Here is a 23119-nt window from a genome sequence, read left to right as displayed (position 1 = left end):
CTAGAATACCCACAATTTTAAAAGCAAAAACAGGAACATACTGACAATGGTAGTGAGCAGTACGTTTTTGCTGCGCCAAGCGATCAACGCCGCGACAAACGCCGCCAGCAGATAGGGGTTTTGCAGTGAAAGCTGCAACTCGCCCTCTGGGATAAACACGATAGGTGCCCAAATGGCGGTTAGTACCGCCGGGCTGGCGTAGCTTAAGAATCGCTGTGTTTTGTAGCCTAGCTTCAATGGCAAACTCGGTTCCAAAAACAGATAACGACTAGCGAAAACCAACACGGTCAGCGCTAAAATGGTTAGCATGATCATAATTTGCGAGCTCCTAATTGTTCTGCCAAATAGCCAGCACTCATGGCTCCGATGCTGGCCATCATTAATGCCCCTTCAATCTTCAAGAAGTGAAGCACCACCGAAAAAATGAGTGCCGTCACCACACTGACCAAGACAGCAATGCTCTTGATGCTGGGGACCACAATGGCGATAAAGGTTGCGGCAACCGCGAACTCCAGCCCGAGATCGTTAAGTTGTGGGAGAAACTGGCCCGCCAAGATACCGCCAAACGTGGCTGCGTTCCAAAAGAGATAAAAGCTCAAGCCTCCTCCGAGGGCATACCATCGGTCAAACTGCTTGTCTGGTTGATGACCGACCAAAGCAAACAACTCATCGGTTAAGAGAAAGCCCAACGACAAACGCCAGCGTAAGGGTAGAGGAGCGATTTTACTGCGCATCGAAACGCTATAGAGAAAATGGCGCGAAGTGATAAAGAAGGTGGTAAGTAACATGGTGGCAACGCCAGCCCCTGCTTTGATCATCCCCATCGCGACGAGCTGGGCAGAGCCGGCAAACAAAATAGCCGAAAGGGCTTGCCCTTCCAAAGCCGTGAGACCGGAATCGATGGCGAAAGAGCCCGCCAGCAGTCCCCAGGGAAGAACGGCAATACTCAGTGGCATCATCGCCATGGTGCCTTGTAGAAAACGCCGAGTTTTCGAGTGGTCGGCGTGAGAAAGTGTGGTATCCATTTTATGACTCATCGTGATGTTTTCTTCAGCCTAAAGTGATGGTGATGTGCAGGCTTGTACAAAATTGCCTCACGCCAAATTTTTCACATATTGCCCAGGCGTCACCCCCATCGCCTTTTTAAAATGGCGGTGGAAATGGCTTTGATCATGAAAACCGCACTCTTGGGCTACATCCAAAATACGTCGGCCTTGGCGCAGTAGTTGTTTGGCAAGCCTTAGCCTTTGCTGTATCTGATAGGCATGTGGCGGGAATCCATAGCGTTTTTGAAACTCGCGAACAAGATGAAAAGGGCTGATACCGCCCAGCCTTGCCAGCTCTTCTAAGGAGACATCAGCTTGCGGAAAGTCATCAAGAAACTCTTTAACCAAGGTTAATTGACGCTGCGCTGCCGGATTGTTTTGAGGCGAAATCCGATGGGTACTGTGTTTCGCCGCGAGTTTAATCAAGGTTCCATACACCAAGGTTTCGCGCAGTAAGCGATTGTCCGAATTGGCTAAGGTGTCAAAAACCAGCCGAAGCTGCATGGCTAATTCAGGGTCGTAGACCACAGGCTGCGGAAAATAGGGGATGGCGATATTCGGTGCATTCAGTTCTTCACTGAGTCTTTGAAACTGCTCTGGCACTGGGTACATGGCTTTGTACTCCCATCCACCTTCAGTGGCGGAATGCCCGTTGTGCACTTCGTCCGCGTTAACAAGAATGATGCTGTCTTGCGGCGCAATATGGTTACCCCCGGTGCGGAAAAAACGTTGCGCGCCTTTTTCAATCACGCCGATGGTATAGCCTTCATGACTATGGCGAGAAAAATTTTGCTTCTCATATTTGGCATCAAGTAACTCCAATCCCCCCAGTTCTGAGGCAATTTGGAAATGCGCGACTTCCTTACTGTTCTTTTTCATTGTTTGCCTTGTCCGTTGAGATGATTTGAGTGTACGCCAAACATTCCCCCCATTTTTGTACAAAATTGCTCTCAATCCTATCGCTCGGCACAATTTAGCGGAACACGCTGGTTGTTTTCGTAGGATTGGTTATTAAATCGGCAAATGATGTTTGTGATGGAGGTATATCTGGTTGTTGTGGGGCTGTTTCGGTAAAATCCGCGCCCTTGTTCCAAAAGACCAGAATAAAAATGATCGATATTACTATTTTGCCTGTTTATTTAACGGCAGTGATTGCATTGTTATTGTTGCCAGGCCCAGACATGCTGCTGATTGCCAGTTCAAGCATGAGTTACGGTAAGAAAGTTGGGCTATTTGCCAGTTTGGGCAATGCCACGTCGGGGATCATCTTAACCTTGCTGGCCGCGATGGGCGTTTCAGCGTTGATAGCCATGAGCCCTTTGGCTTTGAAAGCCCTCCATTTACTGGGCGGTGCGTACTTGCTCAAAATGGGTTGGGACTGTTTGCGAACTTCTCCAGCTCAAGCGCCGCAATCTCAGCATGACAATGCCATGGCATTGACTTACTATCAACGCGCATTAATGAGCAATTTGCTCAATCCGAAGGCGTTGGTTTTCTTTGTGATGTTTTTGCCTCAGTTTGTGTCGAATAACATCTCTGCCTCTTCTGGTGAACAGATGTTGGCGTTAGGCCTGCTTCTCAATGTTTTGGGTTTATTGTTCAATTTTGTGTTGGTTGCTTTGGCTGGCACGGTTGGTAAGAAGCTTTTGGACAATGCCACGTTCCGACTTTATCAGCACAAAGTGATGGGGGCGGTATTTGTTTTCTTATCTCTTTGGATGTTATTGAATTTTAACTCGTGATAGATTGTTTGACCTAAAAGCCAGCGCCGCTGGCTTTTTTCTTAACTAGGGCTCGCAATAACTAGAGCTCGTAAAAACCAAAGTTTGCAAAAACTAAAACATGCAAAAAGCAAAGCAGTAATGCTTAAGCTTAGATTTGCGGGTAACGATCACACGGGAGGAATGCAATGGACTTGAAAACAGAATTTACCTTTGACCTACAAAATGAAGAATTTGAAACCATTCGTCAGGGGATTCGTGCTTACAATGCTCAACATCTTCCTGATGGCGAGGTAAAAAAGATCGGCTGTTTTGTTCGTAATGAGGAGGGCAATTTGGTGGGCGGCCTAGCGGGCGATTTGTTTACCAACAGCGTCTTTGTGGAATTTCTTTGGTTAGATGAACACTACCGTCAACATGGCTTAGGCAGTCAATTGATGCAGCGTTTGGAACACGAGGTAAAACCACAAGGGGTGACGGATATTTGTCTTGATACCTACAGTTTCCAAGCGTTGGATTTTTATCTCAAATTGGGTTTTGAGCAGGTTGGACAATATAGCGATTACCCAGCAAAAGGCATCAATAAGTACTTCTTGCAAAAAGTCATTTAATCATTAGACCGGTTTAGTCAAAGAGCACACTCATACGTCGAGTGTGCTCTTTGTTTTTATTACGATGACAAGCTTTGTTGATGGGCAGCAATAAGCGCGTTCATTTTGCTCTCGGCCTTAAACTGTGCGGTTTGGTAATCCAACTCAGCAGGGAAATCGCTAATCACCTCGTAGTAGCACTTTAGTTTCGGCTCAGTGCCTGAAGGGCGAACGATAACGCGTGAGCGATCTTCAAGGTGATAGATCAGAACATCGCTGGCCGGCAGGTTAATCGCTTCTGTCACGCCATTGGTCACGTATCGCAACGACGCTTTGAGATCTTCAATCACCGTTACCTTCTGCCCTGCAATGGTTTTCGGCGGTTTGGCTCTCAGCTGGTCCCCGATGGGTGGCGAATCAGGCGATAAGGCAATACTGCGCTGCGCGTTAAAATAGAAGCCATGTTGGCGATAAAGTTGCTCTAATTTGTCCCACAAAGTCAGGCCATTTTCTTTAAGATGTGCCGTGAGCTGGGCAAACGCGACCAGTGCTGACAAACCGTCTTTATCCCAAACTTTATTGCCCACGGTGTAGCCCAGCGCTTCCTCATACGCAAACAAGAACTGCTTGTCATCGCTTTGCTGAGTCATGGCTACATTGGTGAGCCACTTAAAGCCCGTGAGCGTTTGGTAGTAGTGAGCTCCGTGCTGTTTGGCGATGTCAGCCAACAAGCGGGAAGAGACAATGGTGTTACCAACCAACTGCTTGCTGGCATCCACGCTGCTGAGGAGATAATTGGCGAATAACGCGCCCACTTGATCTCCTGTGAGCATTTGGTAGTTACCATCCGGTTTGCGAACAGCAACGGCAAAGCGGTCGGCATCAGGGTCATTGGCACAGGCAATCTCTGCATCGACGGTTTTTGCTAGATTCATCACCATATCCATCGCCCCAGCTTCTTCTGGGTTAGGGAAGTTGACCGTCGGGAACGTGCCATCAGGCTCCCGTTGTTCAGGTACGCTCAGCACGTGAGTGAAACCGGCATCGGCCAGCAGTGTCTCAGCCATCTCAGCGCCGACACCATGCATAGCGGTGTACGCGATGGAAATATCAACCGCATGGCCAGATTTTAACAATGGGTGAGTGTTCATCGCTTGGCGATACGTTTGGTAGTAATCCTCTTTGAGCCAAACCAAAAGGCCGTGTTTTTCCGCATCACTCAATGACATGAGAGGGATAGGTTTGTGCGTCGCTTGCTCAATCTCGGCGGCAATACCCGCATCATGAGGTGGAATGATTTGCGCGCCATTTTCCCAATACACTTTAAAGCCGTTGTATTCCGGTGGGTTGTGGCTTGCGGTAACCACTACCGCTGCTGCGGCATTAAACTGTTTGACACCAAACGCAACCACTGGGGTTGGGGCCACTTTATGGGTGAGGTAAACCTTAATGCCCAAGGCGGTGAGTACAGCGGCCGTGTCGTGAGCAAATTGCTTCGAATCGGTTCGGCCATCATAGCCAATCACCACGCCACGAGCAGCGGCATCACGAATCGTCTCGATGAGATAATGTCCGAGTCCTGTCGCGGTTTCTTGAATTACAAGTCTGTTCATGCGATTTGGTCCCGAACCGACTTTTCCACGTAATCCGGCGGTACCAAATTCAAGCCTGCCGCGAAAACGGTCTTGCAATTCTTCCGTCATCTTCTCATCAATGAGGTACTGAAGTTCTTCACGGGTGCGTGGATCCGGATCTCTGGCCAACCAGTCAGTGACTTGTTTTAGCATACGATTTTTCCTTACTCTCTCTGTTTTCTTTAAATTAAATGATAATAAATATCATTTCCGTGATGCCAAACGATTACTGAAATCATAAAAATTTCATTTGTTCTAAAGATAGACAATTTCTCTACCTTAAGTGTTCTTATTGACAAGATTGTTTGTTGTTTTGTGGATATTTTCTTGAAGAAAGCCATAACTGAGTCTAGCTTTTTAACATAAATATAACAAAGAGTGTTGAAATCAGGGTTTTGCCCTTTTTTTACTGGTTTGTTCGGTAGTTGCAGTCCGAAATGATCAATCTCAACGTTGGCGCGGTGAGTCAGAGGAGATAGCTTTTGAAGAAACGATTTCTCACACTGATGGGGCTGTTTGACCTGATGCTAGTCGGCTTCGGTGCGCCAGCCATTGCATCGCAAACAGACTTCAATATGACCCAAGGAGTCACACAGATCAGTCAGCAGGTGTATGAGTTGCACATGCTGATTTTTTATATCTGCTGTGCCATAGCACTGATTGTGTTTGGGGCCATGTTCTATGCCATTTTTAAACACCGAAAATCGAAAGGGGCCGTCGCTGCGCATTTTCATGAAAGCACCAAAGTGGAAGTGATATGGACGGTGATTCCGATTTTGATCCTCGTCGCGATGGCGATTCCAGCCACCAAAACGTTGGTGGCGATGGAGGACACATCTCAATCTGATCTGACGGTTAAAATTACCGGTTCTCAGTGGAAATGGCACTACAGCTATTTCGGGGAAGACGTTGAATTTTTCAGTTTACTGGCGACCTCGCAAAAGCAGATCGATGGTCTTGAAGTCAAAGGGGCCAATTATTTGTTGGAAGTGGATAATCCTCTGGTTGTCCCCATCAATCGTAAGATCCGTTTTCTTCTCACTTCTGATGATGTCATTCATTCGTGGTGGGTGCCCGATTTTGCGGTGAAGAAAGATACTATCCCCGGTTTCATCAATGAAGCATGGACACGCATCGATCAGCCCGGGGTATACCGTGGCCAGTGTGCTGAGTTGTGTGGTCGAGCACATGGTTTTATGCCCGTGGTGGTGCATGCTATGGAAGAGAACGATTTTGAACAATGGCTTGCCAATAAGAAAACCGAGTTAGCCGAAGCGAAGCAAGCGGCAGCATCGGCACTGACGCAAACACTGTCGCTGGATGAGTTGATGGCTCAAGGTGAAGCGATTTACAGCGCGCGATGCGCGGTTTGCCATCAAGCCAATGGCATGGGGATCCCCGGAGCCTTTCCCGCCATTAAAGGCAGTGCGATTGCCACTGGGGATCGCGACAAGCACATCGACATTGTTCTTAATGGTAAAGCAGGAACCGCAATGCAAGCTTTTGCCAATCAGCTTTCTGAGCAAGAGATTGCTTCGGTGGTCACGTATCAACGCAATGCCTTTGGTAATGACACAGGTGATGCGGTGCAAGCGGCTGACGTCAACGCCCATAAAGCGCAGAGTCGCGGGGAGGGACAATGAGTCAATTTGAAAAACCGGTCAAATCTGCGTCGGCAGAAAGTGAACTGTCTAGTGCTGTGGCGGTGGAAAGCGACGCTCATGAACATCATCAACCTTCTGGCATAGGCCGTTGGATCTACTCCACCAATCACAAAGACATTGGCACGCTCTACCTTTGGTTTAGCTTCATCATGTTTTTAACCGGTGGTGCGATGGCGATGGTGATTCGCGCCGAACTCTTTCAACCGGGTTTGCAATTGGTAGATCCGCAATTCTTTAATCAAATGACCACAGTTCACGGTTTGGTGATGGTGTTTGGTGCGGTCATGCCAGCCTTCACTGGCCTCGCCAACTGGATGATCCCGATGATGATTGGTGCGCCGGATATGGCGTTGCCAAGAATGAATAACTTGAGCTTTTGGATTTTGCCTTTTGCCTTTTTAATCCTCATCGGTTCGCTGTTTTTACCCGGCGGCGGCCCTGATTTTGGTTGGACTTTCTATGCGCCGCTTTCGACCAAGTATGGCCCCGATAGCACGGCACTGTTTGTGTTCTCTGTGCACATTATGGGGATCAGCTCCATCATGGGCGCGATCAATGTGATAGTGACCATCGTCAATATGCGTGCTCCGGGTATGACCTGGTTTAAGCTACCGATGTTCGTCTGGACTTGGTTGATTACGGCGTTCTTGTTGATTGCTGTAATGCCAGTGTTGGCAGGGGCTGTCACCATGGTGCTGACAGATAAGTATTTCGGCACCAGTTTCTTTGACGCGGCAGGTGGTGGTGACCCTGTGATGTTCCAACACATCTTTTGGTTCTTCGGCCACCCTGAAGTTTACATCATGATTTTGCCGTCCTTCGGTATTGTCTCCGCCATCATCCCAGCGTTTAGTGGCAAAAAGCTTTTTGGTTATCACTCAATGGTTTACGCAACCTGTAGTATTGCACTGCTCTCGTTTGTGGTGTGGGCACACCATATGTTCACCACTGGCATGCCGGTATTTGCCGAGCTGTTCTTTATGTATTGCACCATGATGATTGCGGTTCCGACTGGGGTTAAAGTGTTTAACTGGGTTGCGACTATGTGGCGCGGCTCGTTGACGTTTGAAACACCGATGTTGTTTGCGATCGCCTTTATTGTGTTGTTCACCATTGGTGGTTTCTCCGGCCTGATGTTAGCGATTGTTCCTGCGGATTTTCAATATCACGATACCTATTTTGTAGTGGCCCATTTCCACTATGTGCTGGTTTCTGGTGCGGTGTTCTCCATCATGGCGGCGGCCTATTATTGGCTGCCCAAGTGGACGGGGCATATGTACGACCAGCGGCTTAGTTTGTGGCATTTTTGGTGCTCGGTGATTTCGGTCAATATCCTTTTCTTCCCAATGCATTTCCTTGGCTTGGCGGGGATGCCACGACGTATTCCGGACTACGCGATTCAGTTTGCTGATGTGAATCAGATTGTCTCGATTGGCGGATTTGCGTTTGGCTTATCGCAGCTTATCTTCCTCTGGCTGGTGATTAAATGCGTCAAAGGAGGCGACAAAGCCGCAGCCAAACCGTGGGAAAGAGCGGAAGGGTTGGAGTGGACAGTACCTAGCCCAGCCCCACATCACACCTTCTCGACACCACCCAAAGTGGATTGAGGTGACATGATGACTGGGGGAAGATCGAACCGCATTCTCACTCTTAAGCTGACGATGGCGGCTTTGGCGATGTTTGGTTTCGGTTTTGCGTTGGTGCCTCTGTATGACGTGATGTGCGATGTGCTTGGCATCAATGGTAAAACCGATAATGTTGCCGTGGCGGCTCCGGTAGGGTTGCAGATTGATACCAGCCGAACCATTCGCGTCGAGTTCATGGCGCATGTTGCACCAGATATGCCGTGGAGCTTCAAACCACAATCGGTCACTCTTAATGTGCATCCGGGGGAAGTGATTCAAACGGCGTATTTGGCGCAAAACCTCAGCCAAGAGATCTTAGTTGGTCAGGCCGTGCCGTCGGTGTCTCCGGGGCAGGGGGCGGCATTTTTCAACAAGATTGAGTGTTTTTGTTTTAATCGCCAACCCATTGAAGGAAATCAGTTGGCACAGATGCCGTTGATTTTCTACATCGAACCTGACTTACCCGCCGAAATTCACACCTTAACGCTCTCTTACACCTTGTATCGCTTACCCGTTGAACAAGCCGACAGAGAGAAACTCGCGCAATTATCTGGACTCAAGGAGGCAACCAATCCACTGCCTCAGGGAGCTGAGCTATGAGTAACAAACATCCGTCATATTATGTTCCTGCCCAAAGCAATTGGCCGATTCTTGGGGCTTTTGCGCTCTTTATGATTGCCGTTGGGGCTGGCATGACCGTTCAGGGAACGCAAATCGAAGGACCCGTGGGGCCAATTGGCAATGTGATTTTAATCGTCGGTTTTGTCACCTTGCTGTATATGCTGGCAGGGTGGTTTAGCAACGTGATCACCGAATCACTCACCGGAAAATACAGTGAGCAGATTGCCCGCTCGTTTCGACAAGGAATGAGTTGGTTTATTTTTTCTGAGGTGATGTTTTTCGGCGCGTTTTTTGGTGCGCTTTTCTACGCAAGAATGGTGGCAGTGCCATGGCTTGGCGGGGCAGACAACAATGCCATGACGCATGAGATTTTGTGGCCAAGCTTTGAAGCCCTTTGGCCTCTGACCACCACACCATCTGGTCAAGAAACACAAGCAATGCCATGGCAAGGGATCCCTTTGGTTAATACCATCATTTTATTGACCTCATCGATTACCCTGCATTTGGCGCATACCAGCTTAGAGAAAAATCAACGTATGGCGTTGATTGTTTGGTTGGAGATCACCATCGTCCTCGCGGGCTTCTTCCTTTTCTATCAAGTAGAGGAATATGCCCATGCTTATCAGGAAATGGGGCTGACACTGCAATCAGGCATTTATGGCAATACCTTCTTTCTCTTGACGGGTTTTCACGGCATGCATGTGTTCTTAGGTACGACGTTTTTGATCGTGTTACTCGGACGCATCGCCAAAGATCATTTCACGCCGAAAGATCATTTTGCCTTTCAAGCGGGTAGTTGGTATTGGCATTTTGTTGATGTGGTTTGGCTCTGTTTGTTTGTCTTTGTCTACGTTCTGTAATGCTATCAATTTAGTATGGTCTTGGGTTGGGTTCTACCCAACCCGTTGTTAACGCGATCAGCAGAAACAGCACCACCAATGCAGAGAGCATCACTCTGCGCCCCAAATAGTGGCTCATGGATTTCCCATTGGGAGAAGAGTCGGCACGCACCATATGGAATAGGGCTAAACCCAAGTTGGCAATAATGAACAATAGTAAAAGAACCAGTATCAATTTGAATAGAAATATCGGCATAGTGACTCCGAAAGCTGCGTTGATCCGATCGCCCGGCGCCATTGTCGCCGCATTGTTAACTTTGGTCGTATTTACCCTGTTGGTCAAACTGGGTTTATGGCAGCTTTCGCGTGCAGAGGAAAAATCGCAACTTGAAATGGAGTTACAACAGCGTGCTTTGCAAGCGCCGCAGCCCTTACTTGATGTGCTCAATGTGGAACACGCAGCCGCGTTTTCGGTGACGGGAGTGAGAGTGGAAACCAATGTCGCGCCAAGTGCGTTGCCCATGGTGCTGCTCGACAACCAAACGTGGAACGGGAAAGTGGGTTATCTCGCTTATCAGGTGATGGCATTGATGGATGAACCGGGAAGTTATCTGCTGGTGGAGCTCGGTTTTGTCGACGGTGGTTTACAACGCCAATCTCTCCCCAAAGTGCAAGGCTTTCGCGAACCTCTGTTTTTAACCGGGCGGTTGTATCAAAAATCCGTTAACCCATTGAGTGACCAACTCCATTTAGAACTGAGTGATCCCATACGAGTGCAAAACATGGTGATAGCGGATCTCGGCAAGCAACTCAACGTCAGTCTCATACCGACATTGTTTCAGCCTGATAACCTCACCCATTGGCCCTATCCTCAACCTTGGCAGCCATTGAATATGGGGAGTCAAAAGCATTTTGCCTATGCGATGCAGTGGTTTGCGATGGCGTTGGTGTTATTGCTGATCTCTTCGATGATTTTTGTTCGCTACTTACGCATTCGCCGCAAGGAGGTGTCGCATGATTTCCACACAAAATAGAGGCCGTTTCATTCTGCTACTGTTGGTTCTTATCTTTGCTTTGCCCGCCATTGTCGCGAAAGTGGTATTGGAACAACATTGGTATCAATCCGGGGTCTCAAACAAAGGGGAGTTGATAGAACCCTATACCACCTTACAAAGTCTCGGGCAGGTGAATCCATTTCATGGAAAAGGGTGGCAACTGGCGTACTTGCTGCCCACGTCTTGTGAAGCACTTTGCCAGCAGCAACTGCATCTCTTAGGCCAAAATCATCTCGCTTTGGGCAAATATCAAGAGAGAGTCGAAGCAGTAGTTTGGGCATTTTCTCCAACAACAACTAATCTTAAATATGAGCAGGTTGTGATAACAAAACAGATTGAAAGCGTTTTGAAACCGGGGGATATGGTGATCGTCGATCCGCTAGGTCAGTTGGTGATGCGCTACCCACTGAACGCCACCAAGTCACTCATAGAGCAAAATAAAGAAATACTCTCAGATCTGAGGAAGCTGCTTAAACTTTCGCGAGTTGGTTGAAGGGGAGGGAACCATGAATCTTCATCGGATTATGGTACAAATTGCGTTGGTGTTAACCTCGGTGGTGATACTACTTGGTGCTTACACGCGGCTTTCGGATGCGGGGTTGGGATGCCCTGACTGGCCAGGCTGCTATGGCCATCTCACGGTGCCGAATACTGCGGCGGAACTGAGCGTCGTGGAGGCTAATTTTCCCGGCATGTTGGTTGAGCCAAACAAAGCGTGGCTGGAAATGATTCATCGCTACTTTGCAGGTAGCTTAGGCATTCTCATTTTCGCCATTACGTTGCTCTGTCTGTTTAAAGCCAAAGCACCGAAGGTGGTGCCGATTGTGCTTTCATTGTTGGTTGTCGCTCAGGCGTTGCTAGGCATGTGGACGGTGACCATGAAACTCATGCCAGTGGTGGTGATGGCGCATTTGCTCGGCGGCTTCTTACTGTTTGTGTTGCTTGCGATACTCTATTGCCAACTCAAACCAACCGAATTTATGGTGGATTGGCAGTTTGTCGATCCAAGGCTACGGTTTTTCTCATTTTTTGTAATCGCTGTGGTGGTTTTGCAAATCCTTTTAGGTGGATGGACGTCATCCAATTACGCGGCACTAATGTGCAGTGAACTGCCGATTTGTGAAGGGGATTGGGTAAGCTACCTAGATTGGAAGAACGCGTTCGATTTTTGGAATTTAGGCCACCACACCTACGAGTTTGGCGTTTTGGAATATCCAGCCAGAATGACCATTCACGTCACGCATCGTATCGGCGCCATGGTCACGTTTTTCTGTGTTATGACCTACTGCTTTTGGCTCTATCAACAAAGCGAACCTATCGTTCAGCAACTGGCCATTGCGATTGGGTTGGTTTTGCTGGCACAGGTGGGGTTGGGCATCAGTAATGTTCTCTATCAGTTACCACTCTCTGTCGCGGTAGCTCACAACCTGGGTGCCGCACTACTGATTATGTTGGTGAGTGTAAGCAGCTACGTGCTTTGGCAAGAACAGCCAGGTATAGAGCTCAATATCGAGGGGTTTAAATATGAGTAAAACGTTATCCGTCGACAAGTCGCAGTTACGTTCTCCATGGAGTACTTACTGGACCCTCACCAAGCCCAAAGTGGTCGCGTTGATGTTATTGACGTCGGTGGTTGGTATGAGCTTGGCACCTCATGAGCACTTTACTTGGCATCAGGCATTGATCGCTTTGGTCGGCATTGCGCTCATGGCGGGATCGGCGGCGGCGTTTAATCATCTGATTGATAGAAGAATCGATGCCAAAATGGCAAGAACGTATCGTCGGCCGCTTCCTAAAGGGGATGTCAGCCCTTTCAATGTACTGTTGTTTGCGCTTCTCATCGGTTCGTTAGGGTTTCTATCGCTAATGCTCTGGGTAAACAGCCTCACGGCCTATCTCACCTTTGCCAGTTTGTTGGGCTATGCGGCGGTTTATACGCTCTATTTAAAAAGAGCAACCCCTCAAAATATCGTGATTGCAGGTATTGCTGGCGCGATGCCGCCCTTATTAGGCTGGACATCGATAACGGGTGAGTTACATCCTCACGCATGGGTATTGGTGATGATCATTTTCATTTGGACCCCTCCGCATTTTTGGGCGTTGGCGATTCACAGAAAAGAGGATTATGCCAAGGTGAATATCCCCATGCTGCCAGTCACGCATGGTGTTGAATACACCAAAACGTCGATTCTTCTTTATGCCATTCTGCTGGCGTTGGTTTGTATGCTGCCCGTGTTGGTTGGAATGGCCAGTTATCTCTATTTATTCAGCGCCCTAGTGCTGAATGTCTGTTTTGTTCGGTATGCAATAAAACTCAAGTTTCGAGCCGAAGAACGCACCGCGATCGAGATGTTTCGTTTCTCTATCTACTTTTTGTTGCTGCTGTTTTGCGCTTTATTACTTGATCAGCAACTGGCCTTGTAAGTCGCTACTCATCTTCTTTGTCTAGTGATGGAGAAGCACGCTGAGAATCGATGTGATGGTTGCTAAGATGGCAAAAAGGGAGCAATTTGCTCCCTTTTGTCATGATGTTACAGGCTTACTGTGCTGGTTGCTGTAGCTCTTGGTACTCAAAGCTAGGAATAGTCACTTCTACACGACGGTTTTGAGCACGGCCTTCAGCCGTTTTGTTTGAAGCGATAGGTTGAGATTCACCTGCGCCACGCACCTTAAGCTGCTCTGCTTTCACGCCTTGCTCGACCAAGTAATCCGCGACCGCTTGAGCGCGCTGCTCAGAGATACGTTGGTTCACTTTTTCAGAGCCGGTTGAATCGGTATGACCAACAATTTCAGCTTCTGCATCTGGGTATTTAATTAATACTTCAGCCAATGGAGTCAACGCTTGTTTACCGCCAGCAGACAATTTGCTGCTGCCTGTCGCGAATAGCTCTTGGTTGTATTGCTGATTAGAGAATTTGGTCACCCACTCTGGTTTAGGTTCAGGTTTTGGCTCTTCAGCTAAAAGAATCGGTTCAGCAACTGGCTCTTCTTGCTTCACTTCTTCAGCAGGTCTTGGCTCTACTGCCGTTTCATTAGCAGCCGCCGCCGCAGTGGCTGCTGAGCTAGCACCGCCAAACAGATAGGTAATACCGATACCAAAGAAATTCGCGTCCATATCTTTCACGATGTCATCGGACATATCTTGATAACGCTGGTACTCTGCACGCGCCTTAAAGCTTTCGGTTAATGCGTATTCAAGACCCAAAGAGCCAGTAGGAACAAGGTCTTTATCATCGCCATAGATCATGTACGCCGCACCAATTTTGGCAAAAGCATCGAGTTTTTCATTCAGTGGTAGGCTGAATTTAGGCGCCAGTGTGTAAGCGGCCAGTTTTGCTTCAGAGAAATAACCGTTAGAGAAGTTTGTTTCATGTTCACCAAGAAGGTCGATTCCTAGCTCAGCAGAGATATGTTTGCTGAAGTTGTAGCCGTAATAAAGGCCAAAACCTGCGGAATCGTCGTCACACGGAGAGCTTACGTAACAAGCGTCGTCTAGGTTTACATAGCCAATTTTGCCTCCGAAATAGAGATCTGACCATGCTGCGTTCGCTGTTGCTGAGAAAAAACCACTGCTAGCGAGCACCGCGGATAGGGTGACGGCTAATTTTTTCATATATTTTCCTTACTGATCTCAGGCTGAATAATTTCCTTTTGCTCACAAGATGAGCACATTGAATGCGATTAGCGACGATAAGTTGTACGTAATATGCATTCAAGTTGTTTCATTCTAGTAACAAAGTGTTTCGTAACATATACCTAGCCATAAAAATGCATCTAAAGTCTCATTTGTGAGGTGAATGGTTGTGAGCTGTTTCCTAGTTTTGAGATCATGAGCTTAGAATCCTCGCTTTGTGTAATTATTTTTTTACATTAAGTGTAAAGCGTAAAATTCTTTAAAAATTTGCCTTCTTTTAAAAAAAGTGCTTGCGGTATTGTTTTTCTGCCGATAAGTTACTTGCCTATACCAAGAAGAAAGGGCGGTCGGTAGCCGTATCCCTAAAAATTTTCGCCCAGAGATAGTGATAGGAAGAAGCAATGTTCCAAACAGATGATGTAAGAATTAATAACGTTAAAGAGTTACTTCCACCAGTAGCTGTTTTAGAGAAGTACCCGGCGACTGAAACCGCTTCTTCGACAACTTTCCAATCGAGAAACGACATTCACAACATTCTCATCGGCAAGGACGATCGCCTGCTGGTTATTGTCGGCCCTTGCTCTATCCACGATCCTGTGGCCGCGGTTGAATACGGCAAGCGTTTGAAAACGTTGCGTGACGAGCTCAAAGGTGAGCTCGAAATTGTTATGCGCGTTTACTTTGAAAAGCCACGTACCACTGTGGGTTGGAAAGGTTTGATTAATGACCCGTACCTTAACGACACCTACAAGTTGAATGATGGTTTACGCATGGGCCGAAAACTGTTGTTGGATCTTACCGATATGGGTCTTCCAACGGCGAGTGAGTTCCTTGACATGATCACACCACAGTATGTGGCTGATTTGATCAGTTGGGGTGCGATTGGTGCACGTACTACGGAATCTCAGGTTCACCGTGAACTGGCGTCGGGTCTTTCTTGTCCGGTTGGTTTTAAAAATGGCACGGATGGCAACATTAAGATTGCAAGTGATGCGATTCGCTCAGCAAGTGCTTCTCACCATTTCCTATCGGTAACGAAATACGGCCATTCTGCTATCGTTGAAACCGCGGGTAATCCAGACTGCCACATTATTTTGCGTGGTGGTAAAGAGCCAAACTACAGTGCAGCGCATGTTTCAGCAGTAAAAGAAGAGCTAGCTACATCGGGTTTACCACAAAAAGTGATGATCGACTTCAGCCACGCCAACAGCTCCAAGCAGTATAAGCGTCAAATGTTGGTGGCCGACGATGTCTCTGAGCAGCTAGCGGCCGGTGAAGAGGCAATCTTTGGGGTGATGATCGAATCACATCTTGTGGAAGGTCGACAAGATCTTGTTGATGGTAAAGCGGCGACTTATGGTCAGTCGATTACCGACGCTTGCATCGGTTGGGAAGATACTGAAACTGTGCTTCGCCAATTGGCAAATGCAGTGGCAGCTCGTCGAGCGAAATAGCCCTGTTTAGCCACCCATTGTGTTATTGAGTAAGCCAGCGATTCGCTGGCTTTTCTTTTTCAATGTGATGCGTAATGAAAAGGGCGATAAGAGTCCTGCTTTTGCGAGCCATCGAGAGGGGGCTAACTTCTGTATATTAAATTCACTCATGTCTTTTGTTCTCATTTTAGCTCACACCATATTGATATTAAGAAACTGGATGTGTGTGAAATGTGTTGGTTAGTTTAAAATTTGATATCAACATTTTGTAATAATGAGAAATATTGTGTATATATCTGCCCACAATTACTCTTCATAACAAAAGTTTATAATGTCAGCACTTATTTCTAATTCAGCTCATGAAACCCTCTTAAAAGAGCACGAACAGCTCGTTTCTACGACCGATTTAAAAGGTGTGATCACCTACTGTAACGAGGCATTTTGCCGAATCGCCGAATTCAGTGAACAAGAACTGCTGGGTGAAAACCACAATATTGTGCGTCACAGTGATATGCCCAAAGCGGCGTTTGGCGATATGTGGCAAAATCTAAAGCAAGGGAAAGCTTGGCGAGGTATCGTGAAAAATCGAACCAAGTCAGGTGGTTTTTACTGGGTTGATGCCTATGTGACGCCCATTTATGAAAATGGGGTGATGTCTGGCTATCAATCAGTGCGCGTCAAGCCAAAACGCGAATGGGTAGAGATCGCTTCCAAAGCCTATCACTCTTTACTGGATGCGGAGCGAAATGGCCGGCAGTGGTCACTCAAACTGAATGATTCACTTAGATACGCGATCTTGCTGGGTTCTATCTCGGCACCGGTGCTTGCGCAAATGCTGAGTTTAGATGGTACGTATTCTACTTTGGCCAACTGGATGCCTTTGACAACATTGGCACTGTTGTTTAGGCAAGAGTTAATTGACACACCTCAGCAGTTGAAGGCGCTACAAAGTAAATTTGATAGTGTGAGTCGTCTGATTTATTCCGGCAAAAATCAATTCTCTATTGCTGATTTTCATATAAAAATGGCGTCTGCTCGCATTCGCACAGTTCTGGGGCGCATGACGGATTCTGCTAGGCCTTTACAGCAATTGGCAGATGATTTGAGTGCGACGACAGAGGAAGTGTCGCAAGCGTTGAGTCAGCAGGCGTCGGATATTCGCCAAGTTCAACAAGCGACGGACTCGATGGAGGTGGCGGCTCAATCGGTAGTGAGTAGCACGCAAGACGCTGATCGCCTAATCGAAGAAACAACTCAGCGCTGTGTTGCAGCAAAGCAAAGTATCGATCAAACCCATCGGAACTTAGAACAGCTGATGTTGCAGGCTGAAAAAGCGACAGCAACAACGTATCAGTTATCCGAACAGGCACAGAAAGTCAGTCAGTTTATGGAGGAGATTGGTGGTATTGCGGAACAAACGAATTTACTGGCTTTGAACGCTGCGATTGAAGCCGCAAGGGCCGGTGAGCAAGGTCGAGGTTTCGCGGTGGTCGCTGATGAAGTTCGTGCATTGTCGGGCAGAACGTCAAATGCCACACTGCAAATTAGAAGCAGTATCGACACCATGCTGGCAACCATCCAATCTTGGCAAAACGACATTCTAGAGAATAAACAGCAAACGGAATCGTGTTCAGAAGTCGCTGCAATCAGCGCTGAACGATTATCGGAGGTGGAGCAAATGATGCGCTCTATGAGCCAATTGATGGCGACGGTGGCAGCGTCGGCGGATAATCAAATGCAGCTCTCCAGTCAGGTGAATCAACACATTCATTCGATTGTGACCACTTCGGAACAAAATCTTGCAGCGACCTATTCAGTGGAAGAAAACAGCCAGAAGCTGAAGTCTCGAGTGGACGATTTCTATCAGCTTGCCTATCGATTTGAAGAGAAATAGGTGCAGCGGTGATAAAAGCAGCCCCCGTCGCTGCTTGATTCGCCGGGTTCTAACCTTTTTTCTGCATATTCTCCACCGTGTATGGGTTCGATTGCATCCACTCTTCTCGCCATGCAATAAATTCTTCCAAGGCTATTGGTTTGCTTACACAATAGCCTTGTATTTCATCACAGCCTAGCTCTCTAAGTGATGTAAATAGGTCGTAGGATTCGACGCCTTCTGCCACCACCTGTAACCCTAGACTGTGTGCAAGGTGGATGGTGGAACTCACGATCACCTTATCGTTTGGATTTTCCAACATGTTTAGAACAAACGATTTGTCGACTTTCAATTCATTGACGGGTAGCCGCTGTAGATAGCCAAGGGAAGAATAGCCGGTACCAAAGTCATCGATAGAGAGATGAAAGCCCATTTGAGACAGCTGCAGCAAGGTCAGTTCTGATGTTTCTGGATCCTCCATGATGGCGCTTTCTGTGATTTCTAAACAGAGGCCACTGGCAGGGACATGGTATTCGCTGAGCCAGTGTTGTAAATCATCGAGAAGCTGTGGGTTAATCAAATCCCATGTCGAGAGATTGACCGAAATAGTCAGTTGACCGGAGAGTGGCTGTAACTCGCGCCAATGCTGAATCACTTGTTGGATCATCCAGCGTGTCAGTTCCCTTACATAACCCGTTTGTTCAGCAAAAGGGACAAAGAAGAAGGGGGCAAGCAGGCCTCTTTCAGGATGTTGCCAGCGAATCAGCGCCTCTGCCGACGACACCACTTTGGTCGTGGCCATGACTTTGGGTTGAAGATAGACGCGTAACTCATTTTGTAATAACGCCCGCCTCAACTCTGACAACAGAGACAGATTCTCGGGAATGGCGGTGACTAAGGCGCTGTCGTAGAAAACAACCTGTTCTTTTTTGCGCTTGGCGCTGTACATGGCGATCTGTGATGCGTTAAGTAAGCTATCAACGTCCCCGCCATCGCTTGGCCAAGTGGCGACTCCGATAGAGACACTGATATCAATTGGGGTATCGTTGACATAGAAAGGGATATCAAGACGTTGTTTGATCCTTGTAACACTGTCAGCCAGCTCATCACTGCCGGTTTTTATTTCACCCACAAACTCGTCACCACTGATTCGAGCGGCAAAAAGAGTAAGGCTTTCCGAGGTTAACGTGAGTCTTTGCGCCATCTCTTGTAACACCGCATCGCCCACATGGTAACCCAATACATCGTTGATGTGCTTAAAGCGGTCTAGGTTGATGGTGATGACCGAAATTGACTTGAGCGATGGATGGGCCAGCTCTTGTTTCAAGTGTTGTCGGAAGTGTTCCCGGTTCGGAAGATGCGTCAAAGTATCGAAGTAAGCGAGTTGAGTGATGGTCTGTTTTTGCTCCTGAAGGCGTTCGCGCATTTGATCAAATCCCCGAGTCAGTTGACCAATTTCATCAGGACGCTGTGTACCTTCAATCGTTGCTGTGTAGTTACCGTCGGCCAGCGCTTCGGTTGCTTTGGTGAGTGTGATTAAAGGGCGGATAACGCGATGAGATAAGGCAAGAACGGCAAGAGTAAAGAGCACAATCGCCAATCCAGATACCCATAAATATTGAGACGCCAGCTTGTCAAAGCGAAGGCTTGCTGCATCCAAAGATTCAAGGAAAACAACGTAAATCCAATGCTGATTCGGCAGCTTTTCCGTCAGAGTTTCGGTAACGAAGACTCTGTCGGCGATGGCTCGATCCTGCATAGTTGAACTCGCGGTGGGGCGAAGTTCGGCTAAGGAAGAGAAGTAGGCTTTGATTTGCGCTTCGTTTGATACCACGTAAATGTTTGATGAATCACTGAGGGATGAAAGTAGCGCAATGTCGACGCCAGCCAATTGGCTTGCAAGGCTGATACGCTGATGGGTGATCTCAAAACCAAACAGCACATAGCCAATAATGCGCGGTGCTCTGATTGGCGCGAGGACAAACTGGGTCGGCTTACCTTTGTAGATCATGAGATGGTATGGCCTAGCGGTAGAAAACTGTTTAATCGCGGTGACGAGCTCTTTGCGTGAGGCTTCGGAAATGTCGTCTTCAGACAGCGCCTGCAACGCCCATTGATGATCGATAAGCACAGCAATAGAGGCATCCACTCTGGCGGCGTTATTTTGCAGTGCTGAGGTAATGGTCTGTTGATCTTGGGTGGCTACCGCAGTGCGAAAGCCAAAATCAGACGCCAGTAGGTCGGCGTTTTCTTGTAAACGGAAACTGGCTTGAATCAATAACTGATCCCATACTCGCTTCGAAACTTCGAGTGTTTCTCGTATCTCTTCGCGAATGTGGGCATCTACCGTCACTTGCACCAATGCGTAACTAACAAATTGAATTGAAATGAGAAAGGCAAGAACGAACGTGATAAACCGACGGGAAAGGCTGGTGCGTAGGTAGTGACCAAATAGCGAATTCACAGATTCCCTCCTAACGCGGGCATCACTATTTCGACAGCAGCATTGTTTGCCGTTAAGCGTGTGCCTTGAGTGACGAGGGGAGAGCCAAAGGGTAACGCAGAATGCCACACTTCAATCTGATACGTATCGGCTTGTTGCTGAGTGAAGTGTACTTCGCCTTGATTGTCTGTTGTGGCAAAGAGTGGTGTGTCGGAGACTAAAATCCATGCCAGCATGCTATCGTGAATATTGCAGCCAATCTCGACAACTCCCGCCTTATCAAACACGACAGGTTTTTCTGGCCGACCTGAATAGAGTTTGAGTTCAAATGTTTTTGCATTTGAGAACGAGTAAACGTGGTGCCGAACTCTATCACGATTAGGAAACTCAACGGCACTGCCTTTGGTGATCACCAGTACATTCGGGGTAAAAGTTCGGTGGTTCTGGCTTAATTCGGCTACTGGCATCGGCTGGAGAGACTGAAGAAGCGCGTCTGACTTGAGAAACACGACCGCGTTTTCAAGAGGTTCCCCTTGCTGAGTGAATACCCGTACTGTCAAATCCTCGGCGAAGCCGGGCAAGGAAACTAGAGACAACCACAATAAGTGAATAGTTCGTTTGTTCACGATGGTACTTCCTCAATAGCTCATTTGTGTTTTTGGATCTGTGCATCGCTTTCGTGACGGCTTGATAGCGGTGATGTTTTAACTATAGATGAAAGATGGCAAACAGAATGTTTGATGCAAGTAGAAAGAAACTTGTGCGCTTTTTTGGCCAGCGAAAAGGAGGGCGAAATAGACTGGCGAGTTAGCCTAGTTAGGTTTAGTAAGGATAATAAAAAGCCCCGCTAAATAAAGCAGGGCTTTGAGTTTGATTTGGTCAGAAATCGTGATTACGCGAGAAGTTCTTTCGCTGTGTTCACCACATTTTCTACCGTAAAACCGAACATTTCGAACAGTTGATCTGCTGGTGCAGATTCACCGAAGGTAGTCATGCCGATGATGCGACCGTCGAAGCCAACGTACTTGTACCAGAAGTCCGCAATGCCCGCTTCGATAGCGATACGTGCCGTTACGTCTGATGGCAGTACTGCTTCACGGTAAGCCGCGTCTTGCTTGTCGAAAGTATCAGTAGCTGGCATTGAAACCACGCGTACTTTCTTACCTTCAGCTGTTAGTTGCTCAGCCGCTTTCACCGCTAGCTCAACTTCTGAACCCGTCGCGATTAGGATGAGCTCAGGCTTACCATCGCTGTCTTTCAGGATGTAACCACCTTTGGCGATGTCTGCCACTTGCTCAGCGCTGCGTGGTTGTTGTGCTAGGTTTTGACGAGAGAAAATCAGTGCCGATGGACCATCTTTACGTTCAATTGCTAGTTTCCAAGCTACCGCAGACTCAACTTGGTCACATGGACGCCATGTGCTCATGTTTGGCGTTAGACGTAGCGATGCGATTTGCTCAACGGGTTGGTGAGTTGGGCCATCTTCGCCAAGACCGATAGAATCGTGCGTGTACACTTGGATGTTTTGCACTTTCATCAGAGCCGCCATACGCATTGCGTTACGTGCGTATTCCATGAACATTAGGAAGGTTGCGCCGTAAGGTACGAAACCACCGTGCAGCGCGATACCGTTCATGATCGCAGTCATACCGAATTCACGCACACCGTAGTGGATGTAGTTACCAGAGAAGTCGCTTGCTTCTAGTGACTTTGAACCCGACCACATGGTGAGGTTAGAAGGCGCTAGGTCAGCAGAGCCGCCCATGAATTCTGGTAGCATTTTACCAAACGCTTCTAGCGCGTTTTGCGATGCTTTACGTGATGCGATGTTCGCTGGGTTTGCTTGAAGATCGGCAATGATTTGGTTTGCTTTCTCTTCCCACTGCGCTGGCAGTTCGCCATTTACGCGGCGTTTGAACTCTGCTGCAAGCTCTGGATATGCTGCTTCATAAGCTGCAAATTTCTCGTTCCACGCTGCTTCCTTAGCTGCGCCTGCTTCCTTCGCTGACCATTCTGCGTACACTTCTTGCGGAATTTCAAAAGGACCGTGCTCCCAACCTAGTTCTTTACGTGTCGCTGCAATTTCTTCAGCGCCTAGTGGTGCACCGTGACAGTCGTGTGAACCCGATTTGTTTGGTGAACCAAAACCGATGATAGTCTTAGTACAGATTAGAGTTGGGCGAGGATCTGCTTTAGCGGCTTCAATTGCTGCGTTGATCGCTTCCGCATTGTGACCATCCACTGCTGGGATGACGTGCCAGCCGTAAGCTTCGAAACGCTTAGGTGTGTCGTCAGAGAACCAACCTTCAACGTGACCATCGATAGAGATGCCGTTGTCATCCCAGAATGCGATCAGTTTGCCTAGACCTAGTGTACCAGCAAGAGAGCAAGCCTCATGCGAGATACCTTCCATCAGACAGCCGTCGCCCATGAACACGTAAGTAAAGTGGTCAACGATGTCGTGGCCTTCTTTGTTGAATTGCGCTGCGAGCGCTTTCTCAGCCATTGCCATACCAACCGCGTTGGTGATGCCTTGGCCTAGCGGGCCAGTTGTTGTTTCGATGCCCGGTGCGTAGCCGTACTCTGGGTGACCTGGAGTCTTAGAGTGCAATTGACGGAAGTTCTTTAGGTCGTCGATAGATAGCTCGTAACCGCTCAAGTGCAGTAGCGAGTAAATCAGCATAGAGCCGTGACCGTTAGACAGTACGAAACGGTCGCGGTCAGCCCATTCAGGGTTTGATGGGTTGTGGTTTAGGTGGCCGCGCCAAAGAACTTCAGCGATGTCCGCCATACCCATAGGTGCGCCTGGGTGGCCTGAGTTTGCTTTTTGTACGCCGTCCATGCTGAGTGCGCGGATTGCATTAGCGAGTTGTTTACGATCCATAATAAATACCGAATATTATTTGAGTCAAAAGAGGAAATAAGTAGGGGAACGTTTGCG

Annotated in this window: 21 protein-coding genes; 12 read left to right on the top strand and 9 right to left on the bottom strand. The window is 47.9% G+C overall.

Annotated elements, in window-relative coordinates:
- The 3 genes from VV1_RS17825 to VV1_RS17815 all read right to left on the bottom strand — a co-directional run bounded on the left by VV1_RS17825 (position 1) and on the right by VV1_RS17815 (position 1925).
- Positions 1–315, bottom strand: coding sequence for an AzlD domain-containing protein (locus VV1_RS17825; protein WP_011081517.1), 315 nt, complete (start codon positions 313–315; stop codon positions 1–3).
- Entirely contained in the window at positions 312–1025 is a 714-nt protein-coding gene (locus VV1_RS17820) for an AzlC family ABC transporter permease (protein ID WP_011081516.1), read from the bottom strand. Before VV1_RS17820 ends, VV1_RS17825 begins: the two co-directional genes overlap by 4 nt.
- Before the next feature lie 69 nt (positions 1026–1094).
- Positions 1095–1925, bottom strand: a complete 831-nt coding sequence (locus VV1_RS17815) for an AraC family transcriptional regulator (RefSeq protein WP_011081515.1) — start codon at positions 1923–1925, stop codon at positions 1095–1097.
- A gap of 230 nt (positions 1926–2155) precedes the next feature.
- Here VV1_RS17815 and VV1_RS17810 point away from each other — a divergent pair, with 230 nt between their 5' ends.
- Together VV1_RS17810 and VV1_RS17805 are read left to right on the top strand one after the other, a co-directional pair.
- The gene (locus VV1_RS17810; RefSeq protein ID WP_011081514.1) at positions 2156–2788 is read left to right on the top strand and encodes a LysE family translocator; all 633 of its coding nucleotides are present in this window, start codon (positions 2156–2158) and stop codon (positions 2786–2788) included.
- Positions 2789–2955: 167 nt separating this feature from the next.
- Positions 2956–3378 carry a GNAT family N-acetyltransferase gene (locus VV1_RS17805; protein ID WP_011081513.1) on the top strand — a complete coding sequence of 141 codons (423 nt, stop codon included), beginning with the start codon at positions 2956–2958 and terminating at the stop codon, positions 3376–3378.
- 59 nt (positions 3379–3437) lie between these two features.
- Here the strand turns inward: VV1_RS17805 and VV1_RS17800 are convergent, their stop codons facing one another.
- Positions 3438–5144 (bottom strand): phospho-sugar mutase, encoded by a 1707-nt coding sequence (locus VV1_RS17800; protein ID WP_011081512.1) that lies wholly within the window; start codon positions 5142–5144, stop codon positions 3438–3440.
- A gap of 353 nt (positions 5145–5497) precedes the next feature.
- Here VV1_RS17800 and coxB point away from each other — a divergent pair, with 353 nt between their 5' ends.
- The 4 genes from coxB to VV1_RS17780 are packed head-to-tail and all read left to right on the top strand — an operon-like array spanning position 5498 to position 9761.
- Complete coding sequence (coxB, locus tag VV1_RS17795; protein ID WP_223370949.1) at positions 5498–6634, top strand: cytochrome c oxidase subunit II; 1137 nt, start codon at positions 5498–5500, stop codon at positions 6632–6634.
- Positions 6631–8262, top strand: a complete 1632-nt coding sequence (ctaD, locus tag VV1_RS17790; RefSeq protein WP_011081510.1) for a cytochrome c oxidase subunit I — start codon at positions 6631–6633, stop codon at positions 8260–8262. The genes coxB and ctaD overlap by 4 nt, the downstream gene beginning before the upstream one ends.
- 6 nt (positions 8263–8268) lie before the next feature.
- Positions 8269–8880 carry a cytochrome c oxidase assembly protein gene (locus tag VV1_RS17785; RefSeq protein WP_011081509.1) on the top strand — a complete coding sequence of 204 codons (612 nt, stop codon included), beginning with the start codon at positions 8269–8271 and terminating at the stop codon, positions 8878–8880.
- On the top strand, positions 8877–9761 hold the full coding sequence (locus tag VV1_RS17780; RefSeq protein WP_011081508.1) for a cytochrome c oxidase subunit 3: 885 nt from the start codon (positions 8877–8879) through the stop codon (positions 9759–9761). The genes VV1_RS17785 and VV1_RS17780 overlap by 4 nt, the downstream gene beginning before the upstream one ends.
- A 10-nt stretch (positions 9762–9771) precedes the next feature.
- Here VV1_RS17780 and VV1_RS25005 read toward each other — a convergent pair whose 3' ends face one another.
- Positions 9772–9996, bottom strand: a complete 225-nt coding sequence (locus tag VV1_RS25005; protein WP_015728103.1) for a DUF2909 domain-containing protein — start codon at positions 9994–9996, stop codon at positions 9772–9774.
- Between VV1_RS25005 and VV1_RS17770 the strand changes: the two genes are divergently transcribed.
- The 4 genes from VV1_RS17770 to cyoE are packed head-to-tail and all read left to right on the top strand — an operon-like array spanning position 9947 to position 13219.
- Positions 9947–10774 carry an SURF1 family protein gene (locus VV1_RS17770; protein WP_043921141.1) on the top strand — a complete coding sequence of 276 codons (828 nt, stop codon included), beginning with the start codon at positions 9947–9949 and terminating at the stop codon, positions 10772–10774. The two genes, VV1_RS25005 and VV1_RS17770, sit on opposite strands and share 50 nt — an antisense overlap.
- Positions 10755–11288, top strand: coding sequence for a hypothetical protein (locus tag VV1_RS17765; RefSeq protein ID WP_011081506.1), 534 nt, complete (start codon positions 10755–10757; stop codon positions 11286–11288). Before VV1_RS17770 ends, VV1_RS17765 begins: the two co-directional genes overlap by 20 nt.
- Before the next feature lie 13 nt (positions 11289–11301).
- Positions 11302–12327 carry a COX15/CtaA family protein gene (locus VV1_RS17760; RefSeq protein ID WP_043921140.1) on the top strand — a complete coding sequence of 342 codons (1026 nt, stop codon included), beginning with the start codon at positions 11302–11304 and terminating at the stop codon, positions 12325–12327.
- Positions 12320–13219, top strand: a complete 900-nt coding sequence (gene cyoE, locus VV1_RS17755; protein ID WP_011081504.1) for a heme o synthase — start codon at positions 12320–12322, stop codon at positions 13217–13219. Before VV1_RS17760 ends, cyoE begins: the two co-directional genes overlap by 8 nt.
- A gap of 115 nt (positions 13220–13334) precedes the next feature.
- Here the strand turns inward: cyoE and VV1_RS17750 are convergent, their stop codons facing one another.
- Entirely contained in the window at positions 13335–14408 is a 1074-nt protein-coding gene (locus tag VV1_RS17750) for an OmpA family protein (protein WP_011081503.1), read from the bottom strand.
- A 422-nt stretch (positions 14409–14830) separates the two neighbouring features.
- Between VV1_RS17750 and aroG the strand changes: the two genes are divergently transcribed.
- Both aroG and VV1_RS17740 read left to right on the top strand, forming a co-directional pair.
- Entirely contained in the window at positions 14831–15883 is a 1053-nt protein-coding gene (aroG, locus tag VV1_RS17745; protein WP_011081502.1) for a 3-deoxy-7-phosphoheptulonate synthase AroG, read from the top strand.
- Between the two features lie 310 nt (positions 15884–16193).
- Positions 16194–17756: a methyl-accepting chemotaxis protein gene (locus tag VV1_RS17740; RefSeq protein ID WP_011081501.1), complete on the top strand. Its 1563-nt coding sequence runs from the start codon at positions 16194–16196 to the stop codon at positions 17754–17756.
- 49 nt (positions 17757–17805) lie between these two features.
- On the opposite strand, the gene VV1_RS17735 is transcribed toward VV1_RS17740, so the two are convergent.
- The 3 genes from VV1_RS17735 to tkt form a co-directional block, all read right to left on the bottom strand.
- Positions 17806–20199: a putative bifunctional diguanylate cyclase/phosphodiesterase gene (locus VV1_RS17735; protein WP_011081500.1), complete on the bottom strand. Its 2394-nt coding sequence runs from the start codon at positions 20197–20199 to the stop codon at positions 17806–17808.
- Complete coding sequence (locus tag VV1_RS17730) at positions 20196–20804, bottom strand: methylamine utilization protein (protein WP_080553533.1); 609 nt, start codon at positions 20802–20804, stop codon at positions 20196–20198. The genes VV1_RS17735 and VV1_RS17730 overlap by 4 nt, the downstream gene beginning before the upstream one ends.
- Positions 20805–21070: 266 nt before the next feature.
- The gene (tkt, locus tag VV1_RS17725) at positions 21071–23062 is read right to left on the bottom strand and encodes a transketolase (RefSeq protein WP_011081498.1); all 1992 of its coding nucleotides are present in this window, start codon (positions 23060–23062) and stop codon (positions 21071–21073) included.
- Positions 23063–23119: the final 57 nt, after the last annotated feature.

Source organism: Vibrio vulnificus CMCP6, from assembly GCF_000039765.1.
GTDB lineage: Bacteria > Pseudomonadota > Gammaproteobacteria > Enterobacterales > Vibrionaceae > Vibrio > Vibrio vulnificus_B.
The sequence above is the reverse complement of the archived record's forward strand: the minus strand, read 5'-3'. Positions and strand labels throughout refer to the sequence as shown.

Excerpts from the sequence above, each read along its gene's own strand:
- VV1_RS17825 (WP_011081517.1), bottom strand. The coding sequence starts at position 315 with ATGATCATGCTAACCATTTTAGCGCTGACCGTGTTGGTTTTCGCTAGT.
- VV1_RS17820 (WP_011081516.1), bottom strand. The coding sequence starts at position 1,025 with ATGGATACCACACTTTCTCACGCCGACCACTCGAAAACTCGGCGTTTT.
- VV1_RS17815 (WP_011081515.1), bottom strand. The coding sequence starts at position 1,925 with ATGAAAAAGAACAGTAAGGAAGTCGCGCATTTCCAAATTGCCTCAGAA.
- VV1_RS17810 (WP_011081514.1), top strand. The coding sequence starts at position 2,156 with ATGATCGATATTACTATTTTGCCTGTTTATTTAACGGCAGTGATTGCA.
- VV1_RS17805 (WP_011081513.1), top strand. The coding sequence starts at position 2,956 with ATGGACTTGAAAACAGAATTTACCTTTGACCTACAAAATGAAGAATTT.
- VV1_RS17800 (WP_011081512.1), bottom strand. The coding sequence starts at position 5,144 with ATGCTAAAACAAGTCACTGACTGGTTGGCCAGAGATCCGGATCCACGC.
- coxB (WP_223370949.1), top strand. The coding sequence starts at position 5,498 with ATGGGGCTGTTTGACCTGATGCTAGTCGGCTTCGGTGCGCCAGCCATT.
- ctaD (WP_011081510.1), top strand. The coding sequence starts at position 6,631 with ATGAGTCAATTTGAAAAACCGGTCAAATCTGCGTCGGCAGAAAGTGAA.
- VV1_RS17785 (WP_011081509.1), top strand. The coding sequence starts at position 8,269 with ATGATGACTGGGGGAAGATCGAACCGCATTCTCACTCTTAAGCTGACG.
- VV1_RS17780 (WP_011081508.1), top strand. The coding sequence starts at position 8,877 with ATGAGTAACAAACATCCGTCATATTATGTTCCTGCCCAAAGCAATTGG.
- VV1_RS17770 (WP_043921141.1), top strand. The coding sequence starts at position 9,947 with ATGAACAATAGTAAAAGAACCAGTATCAATTTGAATAGAAATATCGGC.
- VV1_RS25005 (WP_015728103.1), bottom strand. The coding sequence starts at position 9,996 with ATGCCGATATTTCTATTCAAATTGATACTGGTTCTTTTACTATTGTTC.
- VV1_RS17765 (WP_011081506.1), top strand. The coding sequence starts at position 10,755 with ATGATTTCCACACAAAATAGAGGCCGTTTCATTCTGCTACTGTTGGTT.
- VV1_RS17760 (WP_043921140.1), top strand. The coding sequence starts at position 11,302 with ATGAATCTTCATCGGATTATGGTACAAATTGCGTTGGTGTTAACCTCG.
- cyoE (WP_011081504.1), top strand. The coding sequence starts at position 12,320 with ATGAGTAAAACGTTATCCGTCGACAAGTCGCAGTTACGTTCTCCATGG.
- VV1_RS17750 (WP_011081503.1), bottom strand. The coding sequence starts at position 14,408 with ATGAAAAAATTAGCCGTCACCCTATCCGCGGTGCTCGCTAGCAGTGGT.
- aroG (WP_011081502.1), top strand. The coding sequence starts at position 14,831 with ATGTTCCAAACAGATGATGTAAGAATTAATAACGTTAAAGAGTTACTT.
- VV1_RS17740 (WP_011081501.1), top strand. The coding sequence starts at position 16,194 with ATGTCAGCACTTATTTCTAATTCAGCTCATGAAACCCTCTTAAAAGAG.
- tkt (WP_011081498.1), bottom strand. The coding sequence starts at position 23,062 with ATGGATCGTAAACAACTCGCTAATGCAATCCGCGCACTCAGCATGGAC.